20 protein-coding genes and 1 riboswitch are annotated in these 23,053 nt (G+C 61.9%); of the genes, 6 read left to right on the forward strand and 14 right to left on the reverse strand.

The window, feature by feature from the left end; all coding sequences use genetic code 11:
* Window positions 1-51 precede the first annotated feature (51 nt).
* The 8 genes from parC to ACP7B3_RS16320 form a co-directional block, all read right to left on the reverse strand.
* On the reverse strand, window positions 52-2,316 hold the full coding sequence (gene parC, locus ACP7B3_RS16285; RefSeq protein ID WP_106577610.1) for a DNA topoisomerase IV subunit A: 2,265 nt from the start codon (window positions 2,314-2,316) through the stop codon (window positions 52-54).
* Between the two features lie 10 nt (window positions 2,317-2,326).
* Window positions 2,327-2,848, reverse strand: coding sequence for a retropepsin-like aspartic protease family protein (locus tag ACP7B3_RS16290; RefSeq protein ID WP_119737939.1), 522 nt, complete (start codon window positions 2,846-2,848; stop codon window positions 2,327-2,329).
* The gene (locus tag ACP7B3_RS16295; RefSeq protein WP_426179658.1) at window positions 2,845-3,840 is read right to left on the reverse strand and encodes an esterase-like activity of phytase family protein; all 996 of its coding nucleotides are present in this window, start codon (window positions 3,838-3,840) and stop codon (window positions 2,845-2,847) included. Before ACP7B3_RS16295 ends, ACP7B3_RS16290 begins: the two co-directional genes overlap by 4 nt.
* Window positions 3,840-5,744 carry a DNA topoisomerase IV subunit B gene (gene parE / locus ACP7B3_RS16300; protein ID WP_145160125.1) on the reverse strand — a complete coding sequence of 635 codons (1,905 nt, stop codon included), beginning with the start codon at window positions 5,742-5,744 and terminating at the stop codon, window positions 3,840-3,842. The genes ACP7B3_RS16295 and parE overlap by 1 nt, the downstream gene beginning before the upstream one ends.
* 44 nt (window positions 5,745-5,788) lie before the next feature.
* Window positions 5,789-6,397, reverse strand: a complete 609-nt coding sequence (locus ACP7B3_RS16305) for a YqiA/YcfP family alpha/beta fold hydrolase (RefSeq protein ID WP_145160123.1) — start codon at window positions 6,395-6,397, stop codon at window positions 5,789-5,791.
* Window positions 6,398-6,602: 205 nt separating this feature from the next.
* On the reverse strand, window positions 6,603-7,418 hold the full coding sequence (gene cpdA, locus ACP7B3_RS16310) for a 3',5'-cyclic-AMP phosphodiesterase (RefSeq protein WP_426179661.1): 816 nt from the start codon (window positions 7,416-7,418) through the stop codon (window positions 6,603-6,605).
* An 85-nt stretch (window positions 7,419-7,503) separates the two neighbouring features.
* Entirely contained in the window at window positions 7,504-7,953 is a 450-nt protein-coding gene (locus tag ACP7B3_RS16315; protein WP_003209507.1) for a DUF1249 domain-containing protein, read from the reverse strand.
* Window positions 7,944-8,561 carry an NUDIX domain-containing protein gene (locus tag ACP7B3_RS16320; protein WP_145160119.1) on the reverse strand — a complete coding sequence of 206 codons (618 nt, stop codon included), beginning with the start codon at window positions 8,559-8,561 and terminating at the stop codon, window positions 7,944-7,946. The genes ACP7B3_RS16315 and ACP7B3_RS16320 overlap by 10 nt, the downstream gene beginning before the upstream one ends.
* 195 nt (window positions 8,562-8,756) lie before the next feature.
* On the opposite strand from ACP7B3_RS16320, the gene ACP7B3_RS16325 reads away from it, so the two are divergent.
* Window positions 8,757-9,503: an RsiV family protein gene (locus tag ACP7B3_RS16325; RefSeq protein WP_106577603.1), complete on the forward strand. Its 747-nt coding sequence runs from the start codon at window positions 8,757-8,759 to the stop codon at window positions 9,501-9,503.
* Here the strand turns inward: ACP7B3_RS16325 and cytX are convergent.
* Window positions 9,472-10,761, reverse strand: a complete 1,290-nt coding sequence (gene cytX / locus ACP7B3_RS16330; protein ID WP_426179663.1) for a putative hydroxymethylpyrimidine transporter CytX — start codon at window positions 10,759-10,761, stop codon at window positions 9,472-9,474. The two genes, ACP7B3_RS16325 and cytX, sit on opposite strands and share 32 nt — an antisense overlap.
* Before the next feature lie 277 nt (window positions 10,762-11,038).
* Window positions 11,039-12,943, reverse strand: a complete 1,905-nt coding sequence (thiC, locus tag ACP7B3_RS16335; RefSeq protein WP_145160115.1) for a phosphomethylpyrimidine synthase ThiC — start codon at window positions 12,941-12,943, stop codon at window positions 11,039-11,041.
* A gap of 146 nt (window positions 12,944-13,089) precedes the next feature.
* Window positions 13,090-13,195: riboswitch (TPP riboswitch) on the reverse strand.
* Between the two features lie 197 nt (window positions 13,196-13,392).
* Here thiC and ACP7B3_RS16340 point away from each other — a divergent pair.
* A complete protein-coding gene (locus tag ACP7B3_RS16340) occupies window positions 13,393-14,832 on the forward strand; it encodes a TolC family outer membrane protein (protein ID WP_262209724.1) in 1,440 nt (479 codons plus the stop codon).
* A 110-nt stretch (window positions 14,833-14,942) separates the two neighbouring features.
* Here ACP7B3_RS16340 and waaA read toward each other — a convergent pair whose 3' ends face one another.
* Both waaA and ACP7B3_RS16350 read right to left on the reverse strand, forming a co-directional pair.
* The gene (gene waaA, locus ACP7B3_RS16345; RefSeq protein WP_426179666.1) at window positions 14,943-16,220 is read right to left on the reverse strand and encodes a lipid IV(A) 3-deoxy-D-manno-octulosonic acid transferase; all 1,278 of its coding nucleotides are present in this window, start codon (window positions 16,218-16,220) and stop codon (window positions 14,943-14,945) included.
* Window positions 16,221-16,243: 23 nt separating this feature from the next.
* The gene (locus ACP7B3_RS16350) at window positions 16,244-17,134 is read right to left on the reverse strand and encodes a LysR family transcriptional regulator (protein ID WP_106577598.1); all 891 of its coding nucleotides are present in this window, start codon (window positions 17,132-17,134) and stop codon (window positions 16,244-16,246) included.
* A gap of 104 nt (window positions 17,135-17,238) precedes the next feature.
* On the opposite strand from ACP7B3_RS16350, the gene ACP7B3_RS16355 reads away from it, so the two are divergent.
* From ACP7B3_RS16355 to ACP7B3_RS16370, 4 genes are read left to right on the forward strand one after another with little or no spacing between them, the layout of a single operon-like run.
* Complete coding sequence (locus ACP7B3_RS16355) at window positions 17,239-17,574, forward strand: DMT family transporter (protein WP_106577597.1); 336 nt, start codon at window positions 17,239-17,241, stop codon at window positions 17,572-17,574.
* A 55-nt stretch (window positions 17,575-17,629) separates the two neighbouring features.
* On the forward strand, window positions 17,630-18,808 hold the full coding sequence (locus ACP7B3_RS16360; protein ID WP_262209727.1) for an NAD(P)/FAD-dependent oxidoreductase: 1,179 nt from the start codon (window positions 17,630-17,632) through the stop codon (window positions 18,806-18,808).
* Window positions 18,805-19,617 carry an aldo/keto reductase gene (locus ACP7B3_RS16365; protein ID WP_145160107.1) on the forward strand — a complete coding sequence of 271 codons (813 nt, stop codon included), beginning with the start codon at window positions 18,805-18,807 and terminating at the stop codon, window positions 19,615-19,617. Before ACP7B3_RS16360 ends, ACP7B3_RS16365 begins: the two co-directional genes overlap by 4 nt.
* Before the next feature lie 41 nt (window positions 19,618-19,658).
* A complete protein-coding gene (locus ACP7B3_RS16370; protein WP_426179670.1) occupies window positions 19,659-20,627 on the forward strand; it encodes a metal ABC transporter ATPase in 969 nt (322 codons plus the stop codon).
* Between the two features lie 67 nt (window positions 20,628-20,694).
* Here ACP7B3_RS16370 and ACP7B3_RS16375 read toward each other — a convergent pair whose 3' ends face one another.
* Both ACP7B3_RS16375 and hldE read right to left on the reverse strand, forming a co-directional pair.
* Window positions 20,695-21,630, reverse strand: coding sequence for an NAD-dependent epimerase/dehydratase family protein (locus ACP7B3_RS16375; RefSeq protein ID WP_145160105.1), 936 nt, complete (start codon window positions 21,628-21,630; stop codon window positions 20,695-20,697).
* A complete protein-coding gene (gene hldE / locus ACP7B3_RS16380) occupies window positions 21,623-23,047 on the reverse strand; it encodes a bifunctional D-glycero-beta-D-manno-heptose-7-phosphate kinase/D-glycero-beta-D-manno-heptose 1-phosphate adenylyltransferase HldE (protein WP_145160103.1) in 1,425 nt (474 codons plus the stop codon). The genes ACP7B3_RS16375 and hldE overlap by 8 nt, the downstream gene beginning before the upstream one ends.
* Window positions 23,048-23,053: the final 6 nt, after the last annotated feature.

Raw genomic sequence — 23,053 nt, forward strand, 5'->3', positions numbered from 1 at the left:
CGAAAGCGCCGATCTACGCGTTAAATCGTAGATCGAGGGCTCTAATACGCCTTAAACCGGCGTTTCGACCAACAAAGCATCCACTCGCTGGAAGCCCCGCGGCAGTTTGTTACCGCGCCGACCACGCTCACCCTTGTAATGTTCCAGGTCGTCAGCACGCAGCGACAGCGTGCGTTTGCCAGCCTGAAGGACCAGGGTAGAGCCTTCCGGGATCACGGCAATGTCGGTCACGTACTCTTCGCGACTGGCCACCCGCTCCCCGGGAATCCCAATAATCTTGTTGCCCTTGCCTTTACCCAGCTGCGGCAAGTCACTGATCTTGAACACCAGCAGACGCCCTTCAGTGGTCACCGACGCCAGCCAGTTGCTCTCGCGGTCTTCCACTGTGCGCGGCAGGATCACCTTGGCGTTGTTGGGCAAGCTCAACAACGCCTTGCCCGCCTTGTTCTTGGCTTGCAGGTCTTCGCCCTTGACCACAAAACCGTAACCCGCGTCGGAAGCGATCACATACAACGAATCATCATCGGGCAGCAGCACGCATTCGAAACTCGCCCCCGGTGGCGGTGTGAGTCGCCCGGTCAGAGGCTCGCCCTGGCCACGCGCTGAAGGCAACGTGTGCGCCGGCACCGAGTAACTGCGCCCGGTGGAATCGATGAACACTGCAAATTGGTTGGAACGCCCGGCAGCCGCGGTCTTGAAGCCATCCCCGGCCTTGTACGAGAGGCCGGTAGCGTCAATATCATGCCCTTTGGCAGAGCGAACCCAACCCTTTTCCGACAGAACGACGGTAATTTTCTCGTTAGGCAACAGCTCGGTTTCTGTCAGCGCTTTCGCTTCTGCGCGCTCGACGATTGGCGAGCGACGGTCATCACCATAGGTTTCGGCATCTTTGATCAGTTCGCTGCGCACCAGCTTCTTGAGCTTGGCTTCGCTGCCCAGCAGCGCTTGCAGCTTGGCTTGTTCCTTGAGCAGTGCATCCTGCTCGTCGCGCAACTTCATCTCTTCCAGGCGCGCCAACTGGCGCAGGCGGGTGTCGAGGATGTAGTCGGCCTGGATCTCGCTCAGCTCGAAACGCGCGATCAGTTCGGCTTTAGGGTGCTCGGCGGTACGAATGATGTGGATCACTTCGTCCAGGTTGAGATAAGCAATCAGCAAGCCGTCCAACAGGTGCAGGCGACGCTCGACCTTGTCGAGGCGAAATTGCAGGCGGCGGCGCACGGTTTGTATGCGGAACTCCAGCCACTCCACCAGCAAGTTGCGCAGGTTCTTCAGCTGCGGCTTGCCGTCCAGGCCGATGATGTTGACGTTGACCCGGTAGCTCGACTCCAGGTCGGTACTGGCAAACAGGTGCTGCATCAGCACTTCGTGGTCGACCCGGCTGTTGGTCGGGATGATCACGATGCGGCATGGGTTCTCGTGGTCGGACTCATCACGCAGGTCAGCGACTTGCGGCAGTTTCGACGGTTTGGCCTGCATCAGCGCGGCGATCTGTTCCAGCACCTTGGCGCCAGACACCTGGTGCGGCAGCGCGGTGACAATAATGTCGCCGTCTTCGATGTGGTACACGGCGCGCATGCGCACCGAACCCTTGCCGGTTTCGTACATCTTCAGCAAGTCGGCGCGCGGTGTGATGATTTCCGCTTCGGTCGGGTAGTCCGGGCCCTGGATATGCTCGCAGAGCTGCTCGACCGTGGCCTTGGGTTCATCCAGCAAGCGTACGCAGGCGGTGGCGACTTCACGCAGGTTGTGCGGCGGCACGTCGGTGGCCATGCCGACCGCGATGCCGGTGGTGCCATTGAGCAGGATATTCGGCAAACGTGCCGGCAACACCAAGGGTTCGTCCAGGGTGCCGTCGAAGTTCGGGCCCCAGTTGGCGGTGCCCTGACCCAACTCGCTGAGCAGCACTTCGGAGTAACGCGACAGGCGCGCTTCGGTGTATCGCATGGCCGCGAAGGACTTAGGATCATCCGGCGCACCCCAGTTACCCTGACCGTCCACCAGCGTGTAGCGGTAGCTGAACGGCTGGGCCATCAGCACCATGGCTTCGTAGCACGCCGAGTCGCCGTGCGGGTGGAACTTGCCGAGCACGTCGCCGACGGTACGCGCCGACTTCTTGTGCTTGGAATCAGCGTCCAGCCCCAACTCACTCATGGCGTAGATGATGCGCCGTTGTACCGGCTTCAGGCCGTCGCCGATATGCGGCAAGGCACGGTCCATGATCACGTACATGGAGTAGTTGAGGTAGGCATTTTCGGTGAAGTCAGCCAGCGACCGGCGTTCTACGCCGTCTAAGCTGTCTGCGAGGATGTCACTCATGCAGGCCTCATCATTGTTTGGTCTGGCGCAGCAGCAATGTGCCGCTGCGCTGGGTAAATTCAAGTTGTTTCAATGCACTCATGCCCAGCAGCACCTGTTCCCCGTCCAAGCCCGGCGCCACGATCGCGCGGACGTCCTGCAGGACGATATCGCCCAGTTTCAGGCGGTCGAGGTGGGTGCGGTAGCCCTGAACACGGCCGTTGGCGGTGCTCAAGGTCACCGGCAGGCCACGTTTAAGCCCGAGGCGGTCGGCCAATTCGGCCGGCACCGCCACATCGGTCGCGCCGGTATCGAGCATAAACTCCACCGGCTGACCATTGATCTGGCCGCTGGCAACAAAATGCCCTTGGCCGTTGCCCAGCAATTTCACTTCGATGTAACCCTCGTGTTGCTGCGAGGTCACCACCGCATTGGGATTTTCCTGACGTGCTTCCCACTGCCCAAAAAACCGCGTAGCCAAAAACAGCCCGGCGCCCCACGCCACAAACATCAGCACACGTCCGGCGCGCTTGCCGGGCGGCTGCCCGCTCATGGCTGGGCGCTCCAGCCGCCGGCAGGCGCGGCGAAACGATAGACCACAGGGCGTTTTTCACCATCGGCACGCGGGCCAAAATTGTTGTCGATCCCCAGCCAGGCGCCCTCTGCATCCACCACCAGGGCTTCGGCCAGGCCGTAGGGCTGGGCATAGCGCCGTTTCGGCATCAGGGTTTCGTCGGCAAACGACCAGCACAGCTCGACTTTGGCGGTGACCGCATCACGCCGGCAAATCTGGAACGCATTGCGCTCCAGGGTAAACAGCTTGCCCTCAAACAGCGCCAGGTCGGCAAAGTCCTTGGACACAGCCTTCGCGTTGGTGAACTGCGCCGGCTGCACTTCCTGGCCAGCCTCGCTCAACAACACACAGGGGCCGTCACAATCCCATACGCTCTGCCCGCGCTTGATCGAGATTAAGCCACGCCGCTCACGCTCGGCCGCCAGCCAAATCTGATTACCGGCAGGATTCACCGCCAGGCCTTCGAACAACGCGTTGAAGTGCAGCAACATGCCACTGGCGCGGGCTTCACGCACCATGCCAGGGGCGATTTTCAACCACTCGGGGGCGCCCGCCATCGGCACTTGCAGCACCGCCGCATGGGCTTCGCTGACAATGTAGCGGTTGCCGGCGGCATCGCAGGTAATGCCTTCAAAATCGAGGTCGCCACCGCGGATGAATGACGCAGCCTTGGTGCGCGAGCGCAAACCCCAGGGCAAACCGGACTCGGGCACCGGCGGCACGTCAATCTTCACGGTTTCGGCCTGCCAGGTCGGCGCACTGATATCGAGTCGGTAAATCTGGTCGTCATCGCGATCGGACACCGTCCACAGCTCTTGGCCACATACCGCCAGGCCCGACAGGTTACCGCCACGCATGCCGTCCACCGGATGCTCGGATATCAGCTTCAGCTCAGCCACGGGCTCGGCGACCACTTGGGCCGCCGCCAACCCGCTCAACATCAGGATCGCCAGGGCGAAACCTGTGCGCATCAGCCCAGAACCTCGGCCAGGTTGCCTTTGGACTCCAGCCAGGCCTTGCGATCCGGTGCACGTTTTTTCGCCAGCAGCATGTCCATCATTTCCGACGTGCCGGCGAAGTCTTCCAGGGTCAACTGCACCAGGCGCCGCGTGTTCGGGTCCATGGTGGTTTCGCGCAGCTGCGGCGGGTTCATCTCACCCAGGCCTTTGAATCGCGTGACCTGTGGCTTGCCGCGTTTCTTCTCGGCGACCAGGCGGTCGAGGATGCCATCGCGCTCGGCTTCGTCCAGCGCGTAGAAAATCTCTTTGCCCAAATCGATACGGTACAGCGGCGGCATGGCAACGTAGACGTGACCGGCATCCACCAATGGGCGGAAGTGCTGGACGAACAGCGCGCACAGCAACGTGGCGATGTGCAAACCGTCGGAGTCGGCGTCAGCGAGGATGCAGATCTTGCCGTAGCGCAGCTGGCTCATGTCGGCCGCGCCTGGGTCGACGCCAATGGCCACGGCGATGTTGTGCACCTCTTGGCTGGCGAGGACTTCGCTGCCATCGACTTCCCAGGTGTTGAGGATCTTGCCGCGCAACGGCAGGATCGCTTGGAATTCCTTGTCCCGCGCTTGCTTGGCAGAACCGCCGGCGGAGTCACCTTCGACCAGAAACAGCTCGGAACGCATTGGGTCCTGCCCGGCGCAATCGGCCAGCTTGCCCGGCAACGCCGGGCCCTGGGTGATGCGCTTGCGCTCGACCTTTTTGCTGGCCTTCAAACGGCGGCCGGCGTTATTGATCGCCAACTCCGCCAGGGCCAGGCCCAGCTCCGGGTGCTCGTTGAGCCACAGGCTGAACGCATCTTTGACCACGCCGGAGACAAACGCCGCCGCTTCACGCGACGACAGGCGTTCTTTGGTCTGACCGGAGAATTGCGGCTCCTGCATTTTCATCGACAGCACGAACGCGATGCGCTCCCACACGTCTTCCGGCGCCAGCTTCACGCCGCGTGGCAACAGGCTGCGGTATTCGCAGAATTCGCGCATGGCGTCCAGCAAACCCTGGCGCAAACCGTTGACGTGGGTGCCGCCCTGGGCGGTGGGGATCAGGTTGACGTAGCTTTCCTGCACGCTGTCGCCGCCTTCAGGCAACCACAGCAGCGCCCAGTCGACGGCTTCTTTATGACCGGCCAGGCTGCCGCAGAACGGCTCGTTGGGCAGGCGTTCGAAGTCGCTGACAGAGTCTTCGAGGTAGGAACGCAGGCCGTCTTCGTAATGCCACTCGACCTTCTCGCCGGTGCCTTTGTCTTCAAAGCTGACCAACAGGCCCGGGCACAGAACGGCCTTGGCCTTGAGCACATGCTTGAGGCGGCTGATGGAGAATTTGGGTGAATCGAAGTATTTCGGGTCCGGCGCGAAGTACACGCTGGTGCCGGTGTTGCGCTTGCCAACGCTGCCGATCACTTCCAGGTCGGTGGCTTTGTAGCCATCGGCGAAGGTCATCTGGTACTCGTTACCGTCGCGCTTGACCTTGACCCTGACCTGCGTGGACAGGGCGTTGACCACGGAAATACCCACACCGTGCAAGCCACCGGAAAACTGGTAGTTCTTGTTGGAGAACTTGCCGCCGGCGTGCAGCTTGGTGAGGATCAGCTCGACGCCCGACACACCCTCTTCGGGGTGGATGTCCACCGGCATGCCGCGACCATCGTCGGACACTTCCAGGGAATGGTCGGCGTGCAAGATGACTTGTACCGACTTGGCATGCCCGGCCAAGGCTTCGTCGACGCTGTTGTCGATGACTTCCTGGGCAAGGTGGTTCGGCCGGCTGGTGTCGGTGTACATGCCTGGGCGTTTACGCACCGGGTCGAGGCCCGAGAGGACTTCGATGGCGTCGGCGTTATAAGAGCTAGCGCTGGGAGTGGCCATGGGGTCTCGTCGTGAGTCGTTCGATTAAAAAGTAACCTGCGGCTTTACAGGGCTGCAAAGTCGAAGGATTGATACTGATCTGCACCAATGCCGGCAAAGCTCAACATCGCCGGCAGTTGCCGGGCGAACCCTTGGTAGCCATGGTCGCCACCGGCCTGGATGCGCAAGGCACAGGCCCGGTAATACTGTTGGGCGAGGCGATAATCCAGGGTTTCATCCCCGGTCTGCAACCACACCTGGTAACGCGCGGCGTCCTGCGGGGCTGGCACTTCCAGTTCGGCCAGGGCCGCAACGTGGTCGTGGGTCAGCTCCCAGGTTTCATCGGTGTAGAGGTTCTTCTGGGTCCCCAGGTAACCGTCAAACATCCGATGCGGGCTGACCGCCGGGTTGACCAGCAGCGCCTTGAGGCCATGGCGTTCGGCAAGATGGGTTGCATAGTAGCCGCCGAGTGAGCTGCCTACCAGCAGCGGCCGCCCCAGCTGCGCAATCGCATCTTCCAATTGAGCAATTGCCTTGCGCGGGTGGTGATGCAGCGCCGGCACGCGCAATTGGTCGGCCAGGCCGAGGCTGTCCATCACGGCGATCAACTGGCTGGCCTTGTTGGAGGCTGGCGCACTGTTGAAACCGTGGATATACAAAATCGAAGCAGACATGCCGGGCTCTCCGTGCGTCAGCCAAAGAGGCGCAGTTTACAGGGATCGGGGTGGTGTGTGAGGCCCCTATCGTCCAGTCAGAGAAGAACCCATGTGGGAGCGGGCTTGCTCGCGAATACGGAGTGTCAGTCAATACATCGGGTGACTGATACACCGCCTTCGCGAGCAAGCCCGCTCCCACATTTTTAATCAGTGTTTGCAGGGCTTAGTAACCGTTGCTGCCGTAATCGATGGTAAACGCGAAGCCTTCGACCCGCTCTACGCCGGTCTCCAACCGCCCGTCGGCGTGCAGGCGCAGCCAGCGGTAACCCGGCGCTTGCTCGCTGACCTTGAAGTCTTCGCTGCCCGGCGCGAACTGAATGCAGGTGGACGGCGACGCCAGCAAGCGCACGCCGTTGCGATCGCGGTCGATCTCCTGATGCACATGGCCCCAGAGCAGCGCCTTGACCTGCGGAAAGCGGTCGAGGACCGCAAACAAAGCCTCCGGGTTGCGCAGGCCGATGGGCTCCATCCACGCACAGCCGATGGGCACCGGATGATGGTGAAAACACACCAGATGATGACGGGCAGGCGCCTCGCTCAAAGCCTGGGCAAGCAATTGCAGTTGCTGATCCTGCAAGTAACCGGGCACCGAGCCCGGAACAGCCGAATCCAGCAAGGTGACGCGCCAGTTGCCAATGTCGACGACCGGTTCCAGCAAATCACTGTGTTCGGCGGCGAGGGCCATGATCTGCGGCTCGTCGTGATTGCCGGGAATCCAGCGCGCCGGCGCGTCGATCTGTCGGGTCAGGTCGCGAAACTGTTGATAAGACTCGATCGTGCCGTCCTGGGACAGGTCGCCGGTGGCCAGCAGCAAATCGATTTGCGGCTGTTGCGAGCGCACCAACCCGATCACTCGCTGCAGGCTTTCGCGGGTGTTCATGCCCAGCAGCGTGCCATCGGCCTCGGCATACAGGTGGCTGTCGGACAGCTGCACCAGCAGCGCTGGCGCATCAGGGTTCACGGTGGATACGCTCGGCAAGGCGCTCTCCCAAGGCAATCACAGAAAAGGACAGGTGGGCGATTATGCTAGGGCAGGACGCAAAGAGGAAAGACGCAGTTCACATCTACCGCACGACTTCAAACTCATGGCCCAGGGCCAGGCAGTGGCTCAGCCATTCACCGAGGAACACATTGAGCTGTGCTTTCTCATCGGGTTGGTGCATGAACACGTTCGGGTAAGGATAGATGCTGCGAAAGCGTCGCGCATGTTCGGCGCTGATCACTTCGGCCATGCGCGCATCGTGGTAGACCTGCACCTCCAACTGCGGCACCGGCAGCCACGGCAGGCTGTGCTCCTGACGCACGCGCAGGGTGGTGGTGTACGGGCAGTTGACGATGACTTCAAGGGTCAGCACGCCAAGCATCTGGTCGCCGTGGGTCACGGCAATGCGCCGCGCCTCGGGGGTGTGGCGCATGTCGGGCAGCAAGCGCATCAGCCGCGCATAGTTGGCCTCGCAGGCGGCTTGCAACCCGATCAGGTCAACGCGATATCGTTCCCGTGCCTTTACTGCCATAACCCCCTCACTTCCGCGCGATTAAGCGCAAGCCATTGCAGGGCGATAATGCTGGCTGCGTTGGAAATTTTGCCGTCACGCACCGCTTGCAGGGCATCTTCGAAAGCCCAGGTGGTGACGCGGATATCTTCTGCCTCTTCTTCCAGTCCATGGACGCCACCGGCCCCGGTGCTGTCGCAACGGCCCAGGTACAAGTGGACAAATTCGGTACTGCCGCCGGGCGATGGGAAATATTTAGTAATCGGCCACAGCGCGGAGAATGTCAGCCCAGCTTCCTCCTCGGCTTCGCGGTGTGCAACCTCCTCAGGTTCTTCATCCTTGTCGATCAGGCCGGCAACCATTTCTATCAGCCACGGGTTGTCGGTACGGCCCATGGCGCCCACGCGGAATTGCTCGATCAGCACCACTTCATCGCGCTGCGGGTCGTAAGGCAACACGCACACCGCGTCATGCCGAACAAAGACTTCACGGTTGATCACCCGGCTCATGCCGCCATCGAATTTCTCGTGGCGCAGTTGCACGCGATCAAGCTTGTAGAAGCCCTTGTAGGCATTGTCGCGCTGAACAATCTCGATTTTGTTCGGCGTCGATTTGGCAATGTCCGTCATATTCTTCCTCGGTTACGCGGGTGCAATTCGCGCCATCCTAACGCGCCCTTGCCACTTGATGCAGCCCCTTTCCAGTTGCCGGGATAGACGGCGGAGGTCAAACTCACTCTAATCAGCTTAGTGGCGAACTGACGGCTCTGTTCGCAGTCGAAGCGCTACTCTTTTTCGCTTTCCATCGATTTCCGAAGGACGCACATGTCGCTTTTAAAAATCGCCTCCGTGGCTTGTATTGCCTTGACCCTGGGTGCCTGCCAGAGCCTGTTCCAGCCCAGCTACCTGAAGCCGCTGGACACCAAATCGGACGCCTCCGAACAGATCAAACCCGGCTGCGGCAGCCCTGACTGCCCGCTGGTGAACATTGATACCGTGCACTTCCCCAGCGAGCCGCAGCTCGACACGATTGTGGAGCAACGCCTGCTGCAAATGACCCGCACCACGCCCGGCGCCAGCGTGCCGCCGACGCTGAATGCCTACCGGGACAAGTTCCTGCGCGAATCGCCAGACCGCAACAGCATGTACTTGCAGGCCAAGGTACGTGACCAGCATGACGGACTGGTGATCATTGAAGTGTCCAGCTACCTGGACACCGGAGCCGCCCACGGTGAACCCGGCCGCGGTTTCATCAACTATTCACGCCTGCAGCACAAAGAGCTGAGCCTGACCGACATGCTGCTGCCAGGCCAGGAACAGGCGTTCTGGAACACCGCGAAAGTCGCCCACAACAGCTGGCTGATCAATTCGCAGATGGACCGCGACCCGGAGTTCGTGAAGAACTGGCCGTTCCAGAAAACCCCGAACGTGGCCTTGACCAGCGACGGCGTGGTGCTCAAGTACAACGTGGCCACCATTGGCCCGTACGCATTGGGGCTGATCGAAATGACCATCCCCTATGCGCGTCTGACGGGCGTGCTCAAGCCTGAACTGATGCCCGCGCGCCACTAAAGACCCGGCCCAGTATCAAATGCAACAGCCCTGCCAGCACCAGTGCCGGCAGGGTCGCGCCGATATCCGGATACAGGTTGGCCAGCACGTGATACGTGGCAATGCCACCCAGCCAGGCCACCAGCGCCGCCCCGTGCAGGTTGCGAACGGGGCCCTGGCCACGGCGGCGCAGAATGAAGTGATCCACCAGCACCACGCCGAACAGCGGCGCGAACACCGAGCCGATCAGCAACAGGAAGTTCTGGTACTGCGCCAACGGCGCGAAGCAGGCGATCAGCGTGCAGATGACGCCGATGGCCAACGCCAGGTGTTCGACCTTCCAACGCAGCAAAATCCCGCTGGAGACTGCCGCCGAGTGAATATCGGCAAAGGCGTTTTCCGACTCGTCCAACAGGATCAGCAACAGCGGAATGCCCAGGCCCGCACCGGCCAGCGCCAGTAACAGCGCATTCACTTCACCGCTTGGCGCGAACGCCAGGGTGTAGGCCACGCCGAGGCTCATCAGCCAGAAGTTGCCAATAAAAAAGCCCAGCGCCGTCCCGCCGAATACATTTTTTGCGCGTTTGCCGAAGCGAGAGTAATCGGCAATCAACGGCAGCCACGACAACGGCATGGCGATGGCGATATCAAAACCCACCGCAAACGGCATCGAGCCGTCACCGGATTTTGCCCACAACGCGGCGAGGTCGGCCTTGGCGAACAGGTTCCAGGTCAGCCACATGCAGGCGGCCAGCAGCAGCCAGATGCCCCACTTGCGCAGGATCTGGCGCACAAAAGTCAGCGGGCCACTGACGGCCAGTAACGTCGCCAAACCGCCGAAAAATAGCGTCCACAGCAAAGGACTCGCCAGCAGGCTACCCTCGCTGAACGCTCGGGTGCCCAGCAAACTGGCGGCGTCGCGCATCACGATGATTTCGAACGAGCCCCAGCCGATCAGCTGCAGCAGGTTCAGCAATGCCGGCAGGCTGGCGCCTTGGGCGCCGAGGCTGAGTTTGAGCGCGGCCATGGCCGACAGGCCCGTGTCGCTGCCGATCACGCCAACGGCGGCCAGCAACAGCACGCCCACCAGCGTGCCGAGAAATATCGCCAGCAGCGAACCGGACAAGCCCAGGCCCGGTGCGAGCAAGGCGCCGGCTTGCAGGACCATCAGGCCGATGCCGAGGGAAAACCACAGGGAGAACAGGTCGCGGGCGCCGAAGACGCGTTTGTCGCTCGGCACCGCTATATCGGGGGAGTAGGTACTCGGTTGAATGCTCAAGGGTGTTATCTCTGAGGGGCATGTGTTGTTTGCTAGATCGCTATCGCGGGCAAGCCCGCTCCCACATCCGACCGCATTCCAAAGGTGGAACTCGATCAATGTGGGAGTCGGGCTTGCTCGCGAAGAGGCCCCTACAGGCGCCCGCAATCCCGGATCAGAACTTTTTGTAAAACTGTCTGCCTTCCACATCCGACCGCATTCCAAAGTTGGAACTCGATCAAATGTGGGAGTCGGGCTTGCCCGCGATGACGGCAGTGCAGGCACCGCCGCCTATGGATCAGACCTTCTTATAAAGCTGACTACCTTCCTGCTTGAACCGCTGCGCCTGTTCGGCCAAACCCTTGGCCACGTCCACATCCACCGCTTCAATGCGCTGGTTGGCCGCGTACTCACGCACTTCCTGGGTGATCTTCATCGAGCAGAATTTCGGCCCGCACATCGAGCAGAAGTGCGCGACCTTGGCCGAGTCTTTCGGCAAGGTTTCGTCGTGATACGAACGCGCGGTGTCCGGGTCCAGGCCAAGGTTAAACTGGTCTTCCCAGCGGAACTCGAACCGCGCCTTGCTCAAGGCGTTATCGCGGATCTGCGCACCCGGATGTCCCTTGGCCAAATCCGCAGCGTGCGCCGCGATCTTGTAAGTGATGATCCCGGTCTTCACGTCATCCTTGTTCGGCAGGCCCAAGTGTTCTTTGGGCGTGACGTAGCAAAGCATCGCGCAACCGAACCAGCCGATCATCGCCGCGCCGATGCCCGAGGTGATGTGGTCGTAGCCCGGCGCGATGTCGGTGGTCAGCGGGCCGAGGGTGTAGAACGGCGCCTCGTCGCAGCATTCGAGCTGCTTGTCCATGTTCTCTTTGATCAACTGCATCGGCACGTGGCCAGGGCCTTCGATCATGGTTTGCACGTCGTGCTTCCAGGCGATCTTGGTCAGCTCGCCCAATGTTTCCAGCTCACCGAATTGCGCGGCGTCGTTGGCGTCGGCAATCGAGCCCGGACGCAGTCCGTCGCCAAGGGAGAAGCTGACGTCATAGGCCTTCATGATTTCGCAGATTTCGTCGAAATGCGTGTAGGTGAAGTTCTCTTTGTGGTGCGCCAGGCACCACTTGGCCATGATCGAACCACCACGCGAGACGATCCCGGTGACGCGCTTGGCGGTCAGCGGCACGTAGCGCAGCAGCACGCCGGCGTGGATGGTGAAGTAATCGACGCCCTGCTCGGCCTGTTCGATCAGGGTGTCGCGGAACAGCTCCCAGGTCAGGTCTTCAGCGGCGCCGCCGACTTTTTCCAGGGCCTGGTAGATCGGCACGGTACCGATCGGCACCGGCGAGTTGCGGATGATCCATTCGCGGGTTTCGTGAATGTGTTTGCCGGTGGACAAGTCCATGACGGTGTCCGAACCCCAGCGAATGCCCCAGGTCAGTTTCGCCACTTCTTCTTCGATGGACGAACCCAAAGCGCTGTTGCCGATATTGCCGTTGATCTTCACCAGGAAGTTACGGCCGATGATCATCGGTTCCAGTTCGGTGTGGTTGATGTTGGCCGGGATGATCGCGCGGCCACGGGCGATTTCTTCGCGCACAAATTCGGGGGTGATGATTTTCGGCACGCTGGCGCCGAAGCTGTGGCCGGCGTGTTGCTGCTCGAGCAGGCCGCTGGCGCGGGCTTCTTCGAGCTTCATGTTTTCGCGGATGGCGACGTATTCCATCTCGGCGGTGATGATGCCTTTGCGCGCGTAGTGCATCTGCGTGACGTTGGCGCCGGCCTTGGCGCGGCGCGGGTTTTTCACGTGGGCAAAACGCAGCGCGGTAAGTTCGGCGTCGCTCAGGCGCTGTTGACCGAAGTGCGAGCTCAAGCCCGACAGGCGCTCGGTGTCGCCACGCGACTCGATCCACGGCGAGCGCACATCGCCCAGGCCTTTGCGCACATCGATGATCACATTCGGGTCGGTGTACGGGCCGGAGGTGTCGTAGACCACCACGGGCGCGTTGATTTCGCCGCCGAAGTCGGTGGGCGTCACGTCCAGGCTGACTTCGCGCATCGGCACACGAATGTCCGGACGAGTGCCTTGCACGTAGATTTTTTGCGAGCGGGTAAACGGCTGCACGGAGCCGGAGTCGACCTTGGCCGATTCACTCAAGTGCACGGTGGTTTTCAGTTTTGTACTTTTTATTTCTGTGCTCATCACGGGCTCTCCAACTATCCAGGCGGTGGATTTTTGTCGGAGCGAACCTGTGACGGATGGACGCACTGAAACCAGTGCTGTGCAAGGCACGAGGGCTGTTCGATTGTCGAACAACATCCCGGACGAAGCACAAGAGGACTCGCCGGGTGACGAGAAATCTTGTTCCCTACGCAGGCGCTAACCTGATCAGGTTCAACGGGATCCGGTATTTACCGATCTCAGCCTTCCAACAAGGCACCCCGACAAGAACGCGGCCAGTCTAGACCATGGCGTGGGCAAATTGCCAATGGCGGTGCATTCAGCGTGATGAATGGCGTGATTGCGGGATTGTTGCGCCGGGTCAGCAACACTACACTCGGTTGCCGCCACAATGGCTTGACGCCAGAAATGGCCAGCCTTAGCCTTGGGCGCTAAATTATCGCCGTAATATTCACACTAGGGATCGCCTCATGCTGCGCAAACTCTCACTGGCTCTTGCCGTGTCTTGTGCGACCAATGGAATGGTCTGGGCAGCTGAAGCGCCCTTGTCCACCAAAACCGATTTGGTCAGCGTCTACCAGGAAGCGGTGAACAACAACGCCGACCTGGCCGCCGCCCGCGCCCAATACGGCGCGCAGAAAGAAGTGGTGCCCCAGGCCCGTGCCGGCTTGCTGCCAAACCTGTCGGCCGGCGCCGACAGCAATAATGTGCGCACCCAGATCGACCAGCCGGCGGCCACCGCCAACCGTGATGCGCACTCCTGGCGCGCAACCTTGAGTCAGCCACTGTTCCGTGCCGACCGCTGGTTCCAGCTGCAAGCCGCCGAAGCCGTCAACGAGCAGGCCTCGCTGCAGCTCTCGGCCACCGAACAGAACCTGATCCTGCAAAGCGCCGAGAGCTACTTCGCGGTGCTGCGCGCTCAGGACAACCTGGCCTCGACCAAGGCCGAAGAAAACGCCTTCAAGCGCCAGCTCGATCAGTCCAACGAACGCTTTGACGTGGGCCTGTCGGACAAGACCGACGTGCTGCAATCCCAGGCCAGCTACGACACCGCCCGCGCCAACCGCATCGTCGCCCAGCGCCAGGTGGATGACGCCTTCGAAGCGCTGATCACCCTGACCAACCGCGAGTACAACGCCATCCAGGGCATCGTGCACACGCTGCCAGTGCTGCCACCGGCGCCGAATGATGCCAAGGCCTGGGTCGAGACGGCCGGCCGCCAGAACCTCAACCTGCTGGCCAGCAACTACGCGGTCACGGCCGCCGAAGAAACCCTGCGCCAGCGCAAGGCCGGCCACTTGCCGACCCTCGATGCCGTGGCGCAATACGAAAAGGGTGACAACGACGCGCTGGGTTTCAGCAACCCGAATCAACTGCCCATCCCTTACGGCGGTGATGTGTCGCAACGCACCATCGGCCTGCGCCTGAACATCCCGATCTACAGCGGCGGCCTCACCAGCTCGCAAGTGCGCGAATCCTATTCACGCCTCGACCAGAGCGAACAACAACGCGAAGGCCTGCGCCGCCAAGTGGTGGAAAACACCCGCAACCTGCACCGTGCGGTGAACACCGACGTGGAACAGGTGCAAGCACGCCGCCAGTCGATCATCTCCAACCAGAGCGCGGTGGAAGCCACGGAAATCGGGTATCAGGTGGGCACGCGCAACATCGTCGACGTGCTGGACGCACAGCGCCAGCTCTACTCGTCCGTGCGCAACTACAACAACAGCCGCTACGACTACATCCTCGACAACCTGCGCTTGAAGCAGGCGGCGGGCACGCTGAGCCCGGGCGATTTGCAGGACCTGACGCGCTACCTCAAGGCTGACTACAACCCGGACAAGGACTTCCTGCCGCCGGACCTGGCCAAGGCCGCCGCCGAACAGCTCAAGGCCCGCCCCGGCTACTGAAAACACCTCAAAACCAATGTGGGAGCTGGCTTGCCTGCGACGCAGACACCGCGGTGTATCAGTTACACCCAGGTGATGCTATCGCAGGCAAGCCAGCTCTCACCTTTGGGTCAGCGTTGAATCAGTCTGTCCAGGCCATCCAACAAGCGCTTGAGCGCGCCCTGGTTGGCCTGCATCACTGCCAGCCCCGCCTGCGCCATCTTGCGCGCATCCTGCGGTAGCTCGAACAGCTGCCGCACCGCCTCGGCCAAACCCTCGGCGTCATCCACCTCTCGCAACGCCCCGGCCTCGCGCATCATCGCGCTGATTTCGAGGAAGTTGAACAGGTGCGGCCCCATGATCACAGGCTTGGCCAGCGCTGCCGGCTCCAGCGGGTTATGCCCGCCCGTGGGCACCAGGCTGCCGCCGACAAACGCGCTGTCGGCCAGGGCGTAGAGAAACAGCAACTCGCCCATGGTGTCGCCGAGCAGCACCGACGTTTGCGCGGTCACAGGCTCGCCACTGGAACGGCGCACCGTGGCAAAGCCTTGTTGCCCGCACAGCTCGAACATCGGGCCGAAGCGCTCCTGATGACGCGGCACCAGAATCAACAATGCATTGGGATAACTTTCGAGCAACTGGCGATGCGCGGCCAGGACCACGTCGTCTTCGCCTTCGTGCGTGCTGGCGGCGATCCACACCGGGCGCTCGCTGGCGCCCCATTGCTCACGCAAGGCGGTAGCCCGCACCGTCAGCTCGGGGTCGATGGTCAGGTCAAACTTGATCGAGCCGGTCACCTCGACGGTTTCCGGGCGTGCGCCCAGGCTCAGGAAGCGCTGGGCTTCGGTGTGTGTCTGCACGGCGAACAGGCTCATTTCTGCGAGCATCGGCGCGGTGAGCTTGGCGAATCGTGCGTAGCCCTTGGCCGAACGCGCCGACAACCGCGCATTGGCCAGTGCCACTGGAATACCGCGCTGGGCACAGGCGTGAATATGGTTGGGCCACAACTCGGTTTCCATGATCACGGCGAGCTTAGGCTGCACGCGATCTAGAAAACGCTTGGCCGCGCACGGCAAGTCATACGGCAAGTAGCAATGCTGTACGCGCGGCTCATTGGCGAACAGCGCCTGGATGCGCTCGGACCCGGTGGGCGTCATGCAGGTGACGGTGATCGGCAGCGTCGGATGCCGCGCCATCAGCCCGCGAATCATCGGCGCGGCGGCGATGCTTTCACCTACCGATACCGCATGCACCCAGATCCCGCCCGGCTGCATCACCGGCAGGCCATAGGAAAACCGCTCGCCGACGCGCTTGGCGTAGGCCGGCGCCTTGCGCGCACGCAGCCACAGACGTAAAGCCACCAACGGCAGCGCCAGGTAAAACAGACAGCTATAGAGAGTTCTATTCATGGCGGCGGAGTTTATCGGCTTTTTCAGTCGATCGCCTGCAAGCACTCGGCAAATCGTGCAGCCAGAAAGCGCGCTGCGGGACCGAGGTGCTCGTCACGGCGCCAGACCAGTTCCACCACCAGCGCGGGCGGTGTCCATTCGCTGTCCAGCTCAACCATTTGTTGTTGATAGGTGGGGTACTGCACGATGTGCCGCGGCAGCCAGGCCCAGCCCAGGCCACTCATCAGCCATTCGGCCAGCACGTAGAAACTGTCGGCGCGCCACACAAGCGGGCTGGCGGCTTCACTGCCGGGGTAGACGCTGGTCTGGGTCGACATCAACAGTTGGCGAAACTGCGCCAGATGCTGGCAGGTCACGTACGGTTGCTTGGCCAGCGGATGATTCACACCGCACACGGTGACCATTTCCACACTGCCCACCACCCGCCGCTCAAGCGCCTCAGGGATTTGGTCGTGATAAAACAACAGGCCCAGGTCGGCCTTGCGCTCCACCAACTTGCGCGCCACATCGCCTTGAGCAGCGCTGGAAAGCTGCACCTCCAGCTGCGGGTATTGCCCGGCGAGCGCCTCGAGGCTGTCGAGTACCGGCTGGAACAGCATGGCCTCGTCCTGGGCCAGGCGCAGGCAGGCTTCCTCGCCACGCGTCAGTGACAGCGCGCGGCCATTGAGCCGTTCACACTGGCGCAATACCTCACGGGCTTCCTCCAGCAACACACTGCCGGCTTCGGTCAGCCGGGGCTGGCGGCCGCTGCTACGCTCAAACAGGCTCAGCCCCAGGTCTGCTTCCAGCAGCGCGATACCGTTGCTCACCGCCGATTGCGCCTTGCGCTGGTCGCGAGCCACTGCGGAAAACGAACGCTGTTCGGCAACGCTGACAAACAGGCGCATCTGGTCCAGGTTCCACTGCACGCTCATGGCTCAACCCATCTTGAATTCGGATAGGTAATGACTTTATCCCATCTGCCGAAGCGTTAGAATGCTGACCTTATTCAAGCACGTCACACACCGAGGATTACCCCATGAATGCCGCCTACCTCTACCTGGCCATCGCCATTTGCTCGGAAGTGATCGCGACCGTGTCCATGAAAGCCGTCAAAGGATGGAGCACACCGCTTCCACTGGCGCTGGTCATCGTCGGCTATGGCATTGCGTTCTGGATGCTGACCCTGGTGGTGCGCACCGTGCCGGTGGGCGTGGCGTATGCGGTGTGGGCCGGCATGGGCATCGTGATGGTCAGTGTCGCCGCGCTGTTTATCTATGGGCAAAAGCTCGACCTGCCGGCGATGCTGGGCATGGGCCTTATTGTGCTGGGCGTGGTGGTGATTCAACTGTTCTCGAAAACCGCCGGGCACTGACCGCCACTCAACAGCCTGTATACTGCGCCTCTTGTCTTGAACACTGAGGTCGCCGATGCCATCCGTTATTTCCACCGACGTTCTGATTGTCGGCGCCGGGGTTGCCGGCCTCTGGCTTAACGCGCGCCTGCGCCGCCAGGGGTTTTCCACGGTGTTGGTGGAAAGCGCCACGCTGGGCGGCGGGCAAAGCGTGAAGTCCCAGGGGATCATCCACGGCGGCGCGAAATACGCCCTGCACGGCGCGCTCACCGGCGCGTCCGAAGCGATTGCCGACATGCCGCGCCGCTGGCGCGAGGCGTTGGCGGGTGATGGCGAACTCGATCTGTCCGGCGTGCGCCTGCTGTCCGAGGCCCATTACCTGTGGTCGCCCGGCACACTCGCCGGCAACCTCACCAGCTTCTTCGCCAGCAAGGCCGTGCGTGGCCGGGTCGACCAGGTCAAGGGCGACGAATTGCCGCCGGCCCTGCAGGACCGCCGCTTCAAGGGCAAGGTCTACCGCCTGGCCGAGCTGGTGGTCGACGTGCCAAGCCTGATCGAGCGTCTGGCCCAACTGGCGGGTGACGGTTTGCTCGCCGGCCAGCACATCGAACCGCTGCGCGATGGCGATACTCTGGTGGGTTTGAAGGTTGACGGCCGCGAGATTCGCGCCCAGCGCATCGTGCTGAGTGCCGGTGGCGGCACGGCAGATCTGCTCAGCGCCCTGGGCCTGAGCCAGCCCGCCATGCAAAAGCGCCCGCTGCATATGATCATCGCCAAGGGCCCGGGCTTGAAGCCGCTGTATGCGCACTGCCTGGGCGGCGGCACCAAGCCGCGCCTGACCATCACCACCCACCCGGCCGCCGATGGCAACTGGGTGTGGTACATGGGCGGCGATATCGCTGAGGCCGATGGCGTGGCGCGCACACCTGAAGAACAGATCGCCACCGCGCAAAAAGAGCTGGCGCAATTGCTGCCGTGGATCGACATGAGCCAGACGCAATGGGCGACCTTGCGGGTGGACCGTGCCGAGCCGCTGCAGTCGGGCCTGACCCGCCCCGACAATGCGTTCCTTGCCGAAGAGGGCCGCCTGCTGGTGGGCTGGCCGACCAAACTGGCGCTGGCGCCAGACTTCGCTGACCGCGTACTCAACGCCCTGCAACGCGACGGCATCCAGCCGAGCGCCAACAACGACGCCCTGCCCGAGCTGCCAAAACCAGCCCTCGGCCAACCTGCCTGGGAGCACCTGTTGCCATGAGCCTGCCCACCCTGCACGACCTGCATCGCCCCTTGGGCAGCACCGGCCTGCTGGTGTCGCCACTGGGCCTGGGCACAGTAAAACTGGGCCGCGACCAAGGGGTGAAATACCCCAACGGCTTCCAGATTCCTGATGATGACGAAGCGCGCATGCTGCTGCGCCAGGCACGCCAGCTGGGTATCAACCTGATCGACACCGCACCGGCTTACGGCCGCAGCGAAGAACGCCTGGGGCCGCTGTTACGCGGCCAACGCAATGACTGGGTGATTGTCAGCAAGGTCGGTGAAGAGTTTGCCGATGGCGTGTCGCAGCATGATTTCAGTGCGGCCCATACGCGGATGTCGATCGAGCGCAGCTTGAAACGACTTGAAACGGATTTTATCGACCTGGTGCTGGTGCACTCCGATGGCAATGACCTGCATATCCTCAATGATTGCGAGGTTTACCAGACCCTGGCGGAGCTGAAAAAAGAGGGCAAGATTCGCGGTTTCGGCTTCTCAGGCAAAACCGTCGAAGGCGGCGTGAAGGCTCTGGAACAAGGTGATTGCGCAATGGTCACCTACAATCTGAACGAACAGAGCGAGAAAACCGTCATTGATTACGCCGCTGCTCATGGCAAAGGCATCCTGGTGAAAAAAGCCCTGGCCAGCGGCCACGTATGCCTGGAACCTGGAATGGATCCAATTCACGCCAGTTTCATGTTGTTGTTTGCGCAAACGGGCGTCGCCAGTGCTATTGTCGGGACCATTAATCCGCTGCACCTGGCCCATAACGTGGCGACCGCTGCCAAGGTCATTCGTCAACTCTGATGCCGCCGACGCGGCCGACCCCGTCGCAAGAAGGAGCCGACATGCCGCGCACGCTTATTAGAAAAAACCCCAGCAACTTTAAAACACTGCCGCTGCACGTCGAAGCCACCCCCGAAGGCCTGAGTTACCAGAGCGTGGGCATGCCGCTCAACTTCGCCCAGACCCTGCAGCGGCGCAAGCCGGTGGAGGTGACGGACCCGGAGCGTTTCGCCCTGGAACTGGCGAATCTGGGCGTGTCGGTGCGACTGACCCTGCACTGGCAAAACAAGGATTACTGGGTATTGGTACGCCAACGCCGCCAGGACCGTGGCGACGTGGTGCTCAAGCTGATCTCGGGCTATGTGCCGGCCCACGAATTGAACCTGCCGCTGCACACCGCCATCCAGGAAATTGCCGAAGAATGCCTACTGGAGACGCCTGAAGGCTGGCTCGGTGGACGCTTCAACGACACCTGGCTGCCGGCGCCCTACTCCACCGCCCTGCATTACCGTGAAGCACTGCCGTTTCGGCTGAGCCCTTTGTCGGGCGCCGCCCGCCCGGTGCGCTGCGCGACCACACAATTGATCGAGCGCCCGCGGGCCTACGTGCACCTGCCGACGGCGTCGCTGCAATTGATTTATGACTTGCGCCTTGAGGTGCCGAAGGAAGCCAAATCCCTCAGCCTGTTTCATGTGGATGAGCGACTTGAAGGCGATCAGCTGGTAGCCCGGCTGGACCGCAAGCGCCCGGACTTGTACCTGATGCCGCTCAAAGATGGCCAGCCTGTAGCAGAGCTGTACACCGTCAAGAAAGACCAGCTGTATCCAGCCAGCACACGCGGTTTATACCTGGCCGAAAGCTTTGCTCAGCAAGACGGCTGGCTGGTACGTGATGAGCGGATTCGCTGGAAGGATTGGCTCAGGCAACAAGGCCTGGCCCAGCCTGAAAAAGAGTCGAAACTGAAGCGATTGACCGGCAAGGCGCGGCAGATGCTGCGCAAGATTGTGCCGAAGAAAAAAGCCAAAGGGTAAAACCGCTCTAATCTGGGCGCTGGCTTGCCCGGCACCCAGATAAAGCGGCTCCCCCCTTTGACGGTGTTCAGCCCGTGAGCAACCGCTCCAGGCCCACCTTCAACGGCGTAGGCTCAGGCAGCGTGAAACTCGCCAACAGCCGCTGGTTATTGGCCCGCGAATGCCGAATATCCCCCGAGCGGGCCGGGCCGTAAGTGATCGTCGGCAACTGACCCACGACTTCTTCCAGCGCCTGCAACACCTGCTTGAGCGTGGTGGTGCGGTTCCAGCCTACGTTGATCGCACCCAGCGGCGCGTCGGGCGCTTCGATGGCCTGTACCAGCACATCGACCAAATCTTCCACGTACATGAAATCGCGGGTTTGCTCGCCATCACCAAACACGCTGATCGGCACACCCTGCTGCACGCGCTCGCTGAAAATACTGATCACCCCGGAATACGGCGAGGACGGATCCTGGCGTGGCCCGAAGATGTTGAAGAAGCGGAAAATCACCGGCTCCAGGCCATGCTGGCGGCGGTAGAAATCGAAGTAATGCTCACCGGCCAATTTGTCCGACGCATAAGGTGTCAACGGCGCCTTGGTGGTCTCTTCGTCAATCGACGCGCCCTCACCATTGTTGCCGTACACCGCCGCGCTGGAAGCAAACACCACACGCTTGACCCCGGCCTTGCGCATCGCTTCGCAGACATTCAGGGTACCGACGAAGTTGCTCTGGTGAGTGCTCACCGGGTCATCCACCGACGCCTGCACCGAGGCCACTGCAGCCAGGTGCACCACGGCGCTCACGCCGACGGCGGCTTGCGCCACCAACTCGGCATTGGCGACATCACCTTCAATCAGTTGCACGCGCGGGTTGCCCAACGCCAGGTTGCTGCGCTTGCCGGTGGACAGGTCATCCAGCACCCGCACGGCATAGCCTTTGGCAAGCAACGCATCAACCAGATGCGAACCGATAAAACCGGCACCGCCGGTGATCAGGACCCACTTATCAGCGTTACTCATTGTTGCGGATCTTCTCGACAATGGCGGTGGTCGAGCTGTTCTCGACCAGGCCCAGCACCTTCACCTTGCCGCCGTAAGCGCCGACGATATCGGCACCCACGACTTGGTCAACGGAGTAGTCGCCGCCCTTGACCAACACATCGGGCTTGACCTGGGCCAGCAAGTTTTCCGGAGTGCCTTCAGAGAAGCTGATCACCCAGTCCACCGCGCCCAGACCGGCCAATACTGCCATGCGCCGATCAACACTGTTGATCGGACGGCCCGGGCCTTTCAAGCGGCTGACCGAAGCGTCGTCATTGACCGCAACGATCAGGCGATCGCCTTGGGCTCGCGCCTGCTCCAGGTAGGTCACGTGACCGGCGTGCAGGATGTCGAAACAGCCATTGGTGAACACAATGCTTTCGTTGTGGGCACGCGCATCGTCAATCGCCAGCAGCAATTGCTCGATGGTCAGCACACCGCGCTCGGAGCCTTCGGAGCGCTGGATAGCCCGGCGCAATTCCGGCGCGCTGATGGCCGCGGTGCCCAGCTTGCCAACCACAATGCCCGCCGCCAGATTGGCCAGGGCCACGGCGTGGGGCAATTCCTCACCGGCTGCAATCGAGGCGGCCAGGGTGGAGATTACGGTGTCGCCGGCGCCGGTAACGTCGAACACTTCACGCGCACGCGCCGGCAAGTGCATCGCCGGGTGGCCCGGACGCAGCAGCGTCATGCCGTGCTCGCCACGGGTCACCAGCAAGGCGCCCAGGTCGAGGTCGGCCATCAACGTGGCGCCCTTGGTCACCAGCTCGTGCTCATCGGCGCAACCGCCGACGATGGCTTCGAACTCGCTGAGGTTGGGCGTGATCAGGCTGGCGCCCCGATAAATCGAGAAGTCCTTGCCCTTGGGATCGGCCAGTACCGGAATGTTGCGGGCCTTGGCGGCCTGGATCAGCATCTGGTGGTTCTTCAGGGCGCCTTTGCCGTAGTCGGACAAGACCAGCACCTTGATACCTTCAAGCAACGTGTCGACTTGCTCGCTCAGCGCCAGGGCGTCGGTGGCGAAGGGTTCTTCAAAATCAATACGCAGCAATTGCTGGTGACGGCTCATGACCCGCAGCTTGACGGTGGTCGGCTGATGGGCAATGCGCTGGAACAGTGCGCGCACGCCGGCACCGCGCAGGCTGTTGGCCAGGCTGTCGGCGGCTTCGTCGTCGCCGGTCACACCCACCAGGGAGGCCGGGGCGCCGAGAGCGGCAATATTGAGGGCAACGTTGGCAGCGCCACCTGGACGGTCTTCGATTTGCTCGACCTTGACTACCGGTACCGGTGCCTCAGGGGAAATCCGTGAGGTTCCGCCATGCCAGTAACGGTCGAGCATGACATCGCCGACCACCAAGACAGGGGCTTGATCGAATCGCGGCATGGACAACTTCATGGAGCA

The organism is Pseudomonas sp. TWRC1-2 (assembly GCF_049896685.1).
Classification (GTDB): domain Bacteria; phylum Pseudomonadota; class Gammaproteobacteria; order Pseudomonadales; family Pseudomonadaceae; genus Aquipseudomonas.

Bases quoted from the DNA above. Each gene is read 5' to 3' on its own strand.
- parC (WP_106577610.1), bottom strand. From the start codon at position 2,316: ATGAGTGACATCCTCGCAGACAGCTTAGACGGCGTAGAACGCCGGTCG.
- ACP7B3_RS16290 (WP_119737939.1), bottom strand. From the start codon at position 2,848: ATGAGCGGGCAGCCGCCCGGCAAGCGCGCCGGACGTGTGCTGATGTTT.
- ACP7B3_RS16295 (WP_426179658.1), bottom strand. From the start codon at position 3,840: ATGCGCACAGGTTTCGCCCTGGCGATCCTGATGTTGAGCGGGTTGGCG.
- parE (WP_145160125.1), bottom strand. From the start codon at position 5,744: ATGGCCACTCCCAGCGCTAGCTCTTATAACGCCGACGCCATCGAAGTC.
- ACP7B3_RS16305 (WP_145160123.1), bottom strand. From the start codon at position 6,397: ATGTCTGCTTCGATTTTGTATATCCACGGTTTCAACAGTGCGCCAGCC.
- ACP7B3_RS16315 (WP_003209507.1), bottom strand. From the start codon at position 7,953: ATGGCAGTAAAGGCACGGGAACGATATCGCGTTGACCTGATCGGGTTG.
- ACP7B3_RS16320 (WP_145160119.1), bottom strand. From the start codon at position 8,561: ATGACGGACATTGCCAAATCGACGCCGAACAAAATCGAGATTGTTCAG.
- ACP7B3_RS16325 (WP_106577603.1), top strand. From the start codon at position 8,757: ATGTCGCTTTTAAAAATCGCCTCCGTGGCTTGTATTGCCTTGACCCTG.
- thiC (WP_145160115.1), bottom strand. From the start codon at position 12,943: ATGAGCACAGAAATAAAAAGTACAAAACTGAAAACCACCGTGCACTTG.
- ACP7B3_RS16340 (WP_262209724.1), top strand. From the start codon at position 13,393: ATGCTGCGCAAACTCTCACTGGCTCTTGCCGTGTCTTGTGCGACCAAT.
- waaA (WP_426179666.1), bottom strand. From the start codon at position 16,220: ATGAATAGAACTCTCTATAGCTGTCTGTTTTACCTGGCGCTGCCGTTG.
- ACP7B3_RS16350 (WP_106577598.1), bottom strand. From the start codon at position 17,134: ATGAGCGTGCAGTGGAACCTGGACCAGATGCGCCTGTTTGTCAGCGTT.
- ACP7B3_RS16355 (WP_106577597.1), top strand. From the start codon at position 17,239: ATGAATGCCGCCTACCTCTACCTGGCCATCGCCATTTGCTCGGAAGTG.
- ACP7B3_RS16360 (WP_262209727.1), top strand. From the start codon at position 17,630: ATGCCATCCGTTATTTCCACCGACGTTCTGATTGTCGGCGCCGGGGTT.
- ACP7B3_RS16365 (WP_145160107.1), top strand. From the start codon at position 18,805: ATGAGCCTGCCCACCCTGCACGACCTGCATCGCCCCTTGGGCAGCACC.
- ACP7B3_RS16370 (WP_426179670.1), top strand. From the start codon at position 19,659: ATGCCGCGCACGCTTATTAGAAAAAACCCCAGCAACTTTAAAACACTG.
- ACP7B3_RS16375 (WP_145160105.1), bottom strand. From the start codon at position 21,630: ATGAGTAACGCTGATAAGTGGGTCCTGATCACCGGCGGTGCCGGTTTT.
- hldE (WP_145160103.1), bottom strand. From the start codon at position 23,047: ATGAAGTTGTCCATGCCGCGATTCGATCAAGCCCCTGTCTTGGTGGTC.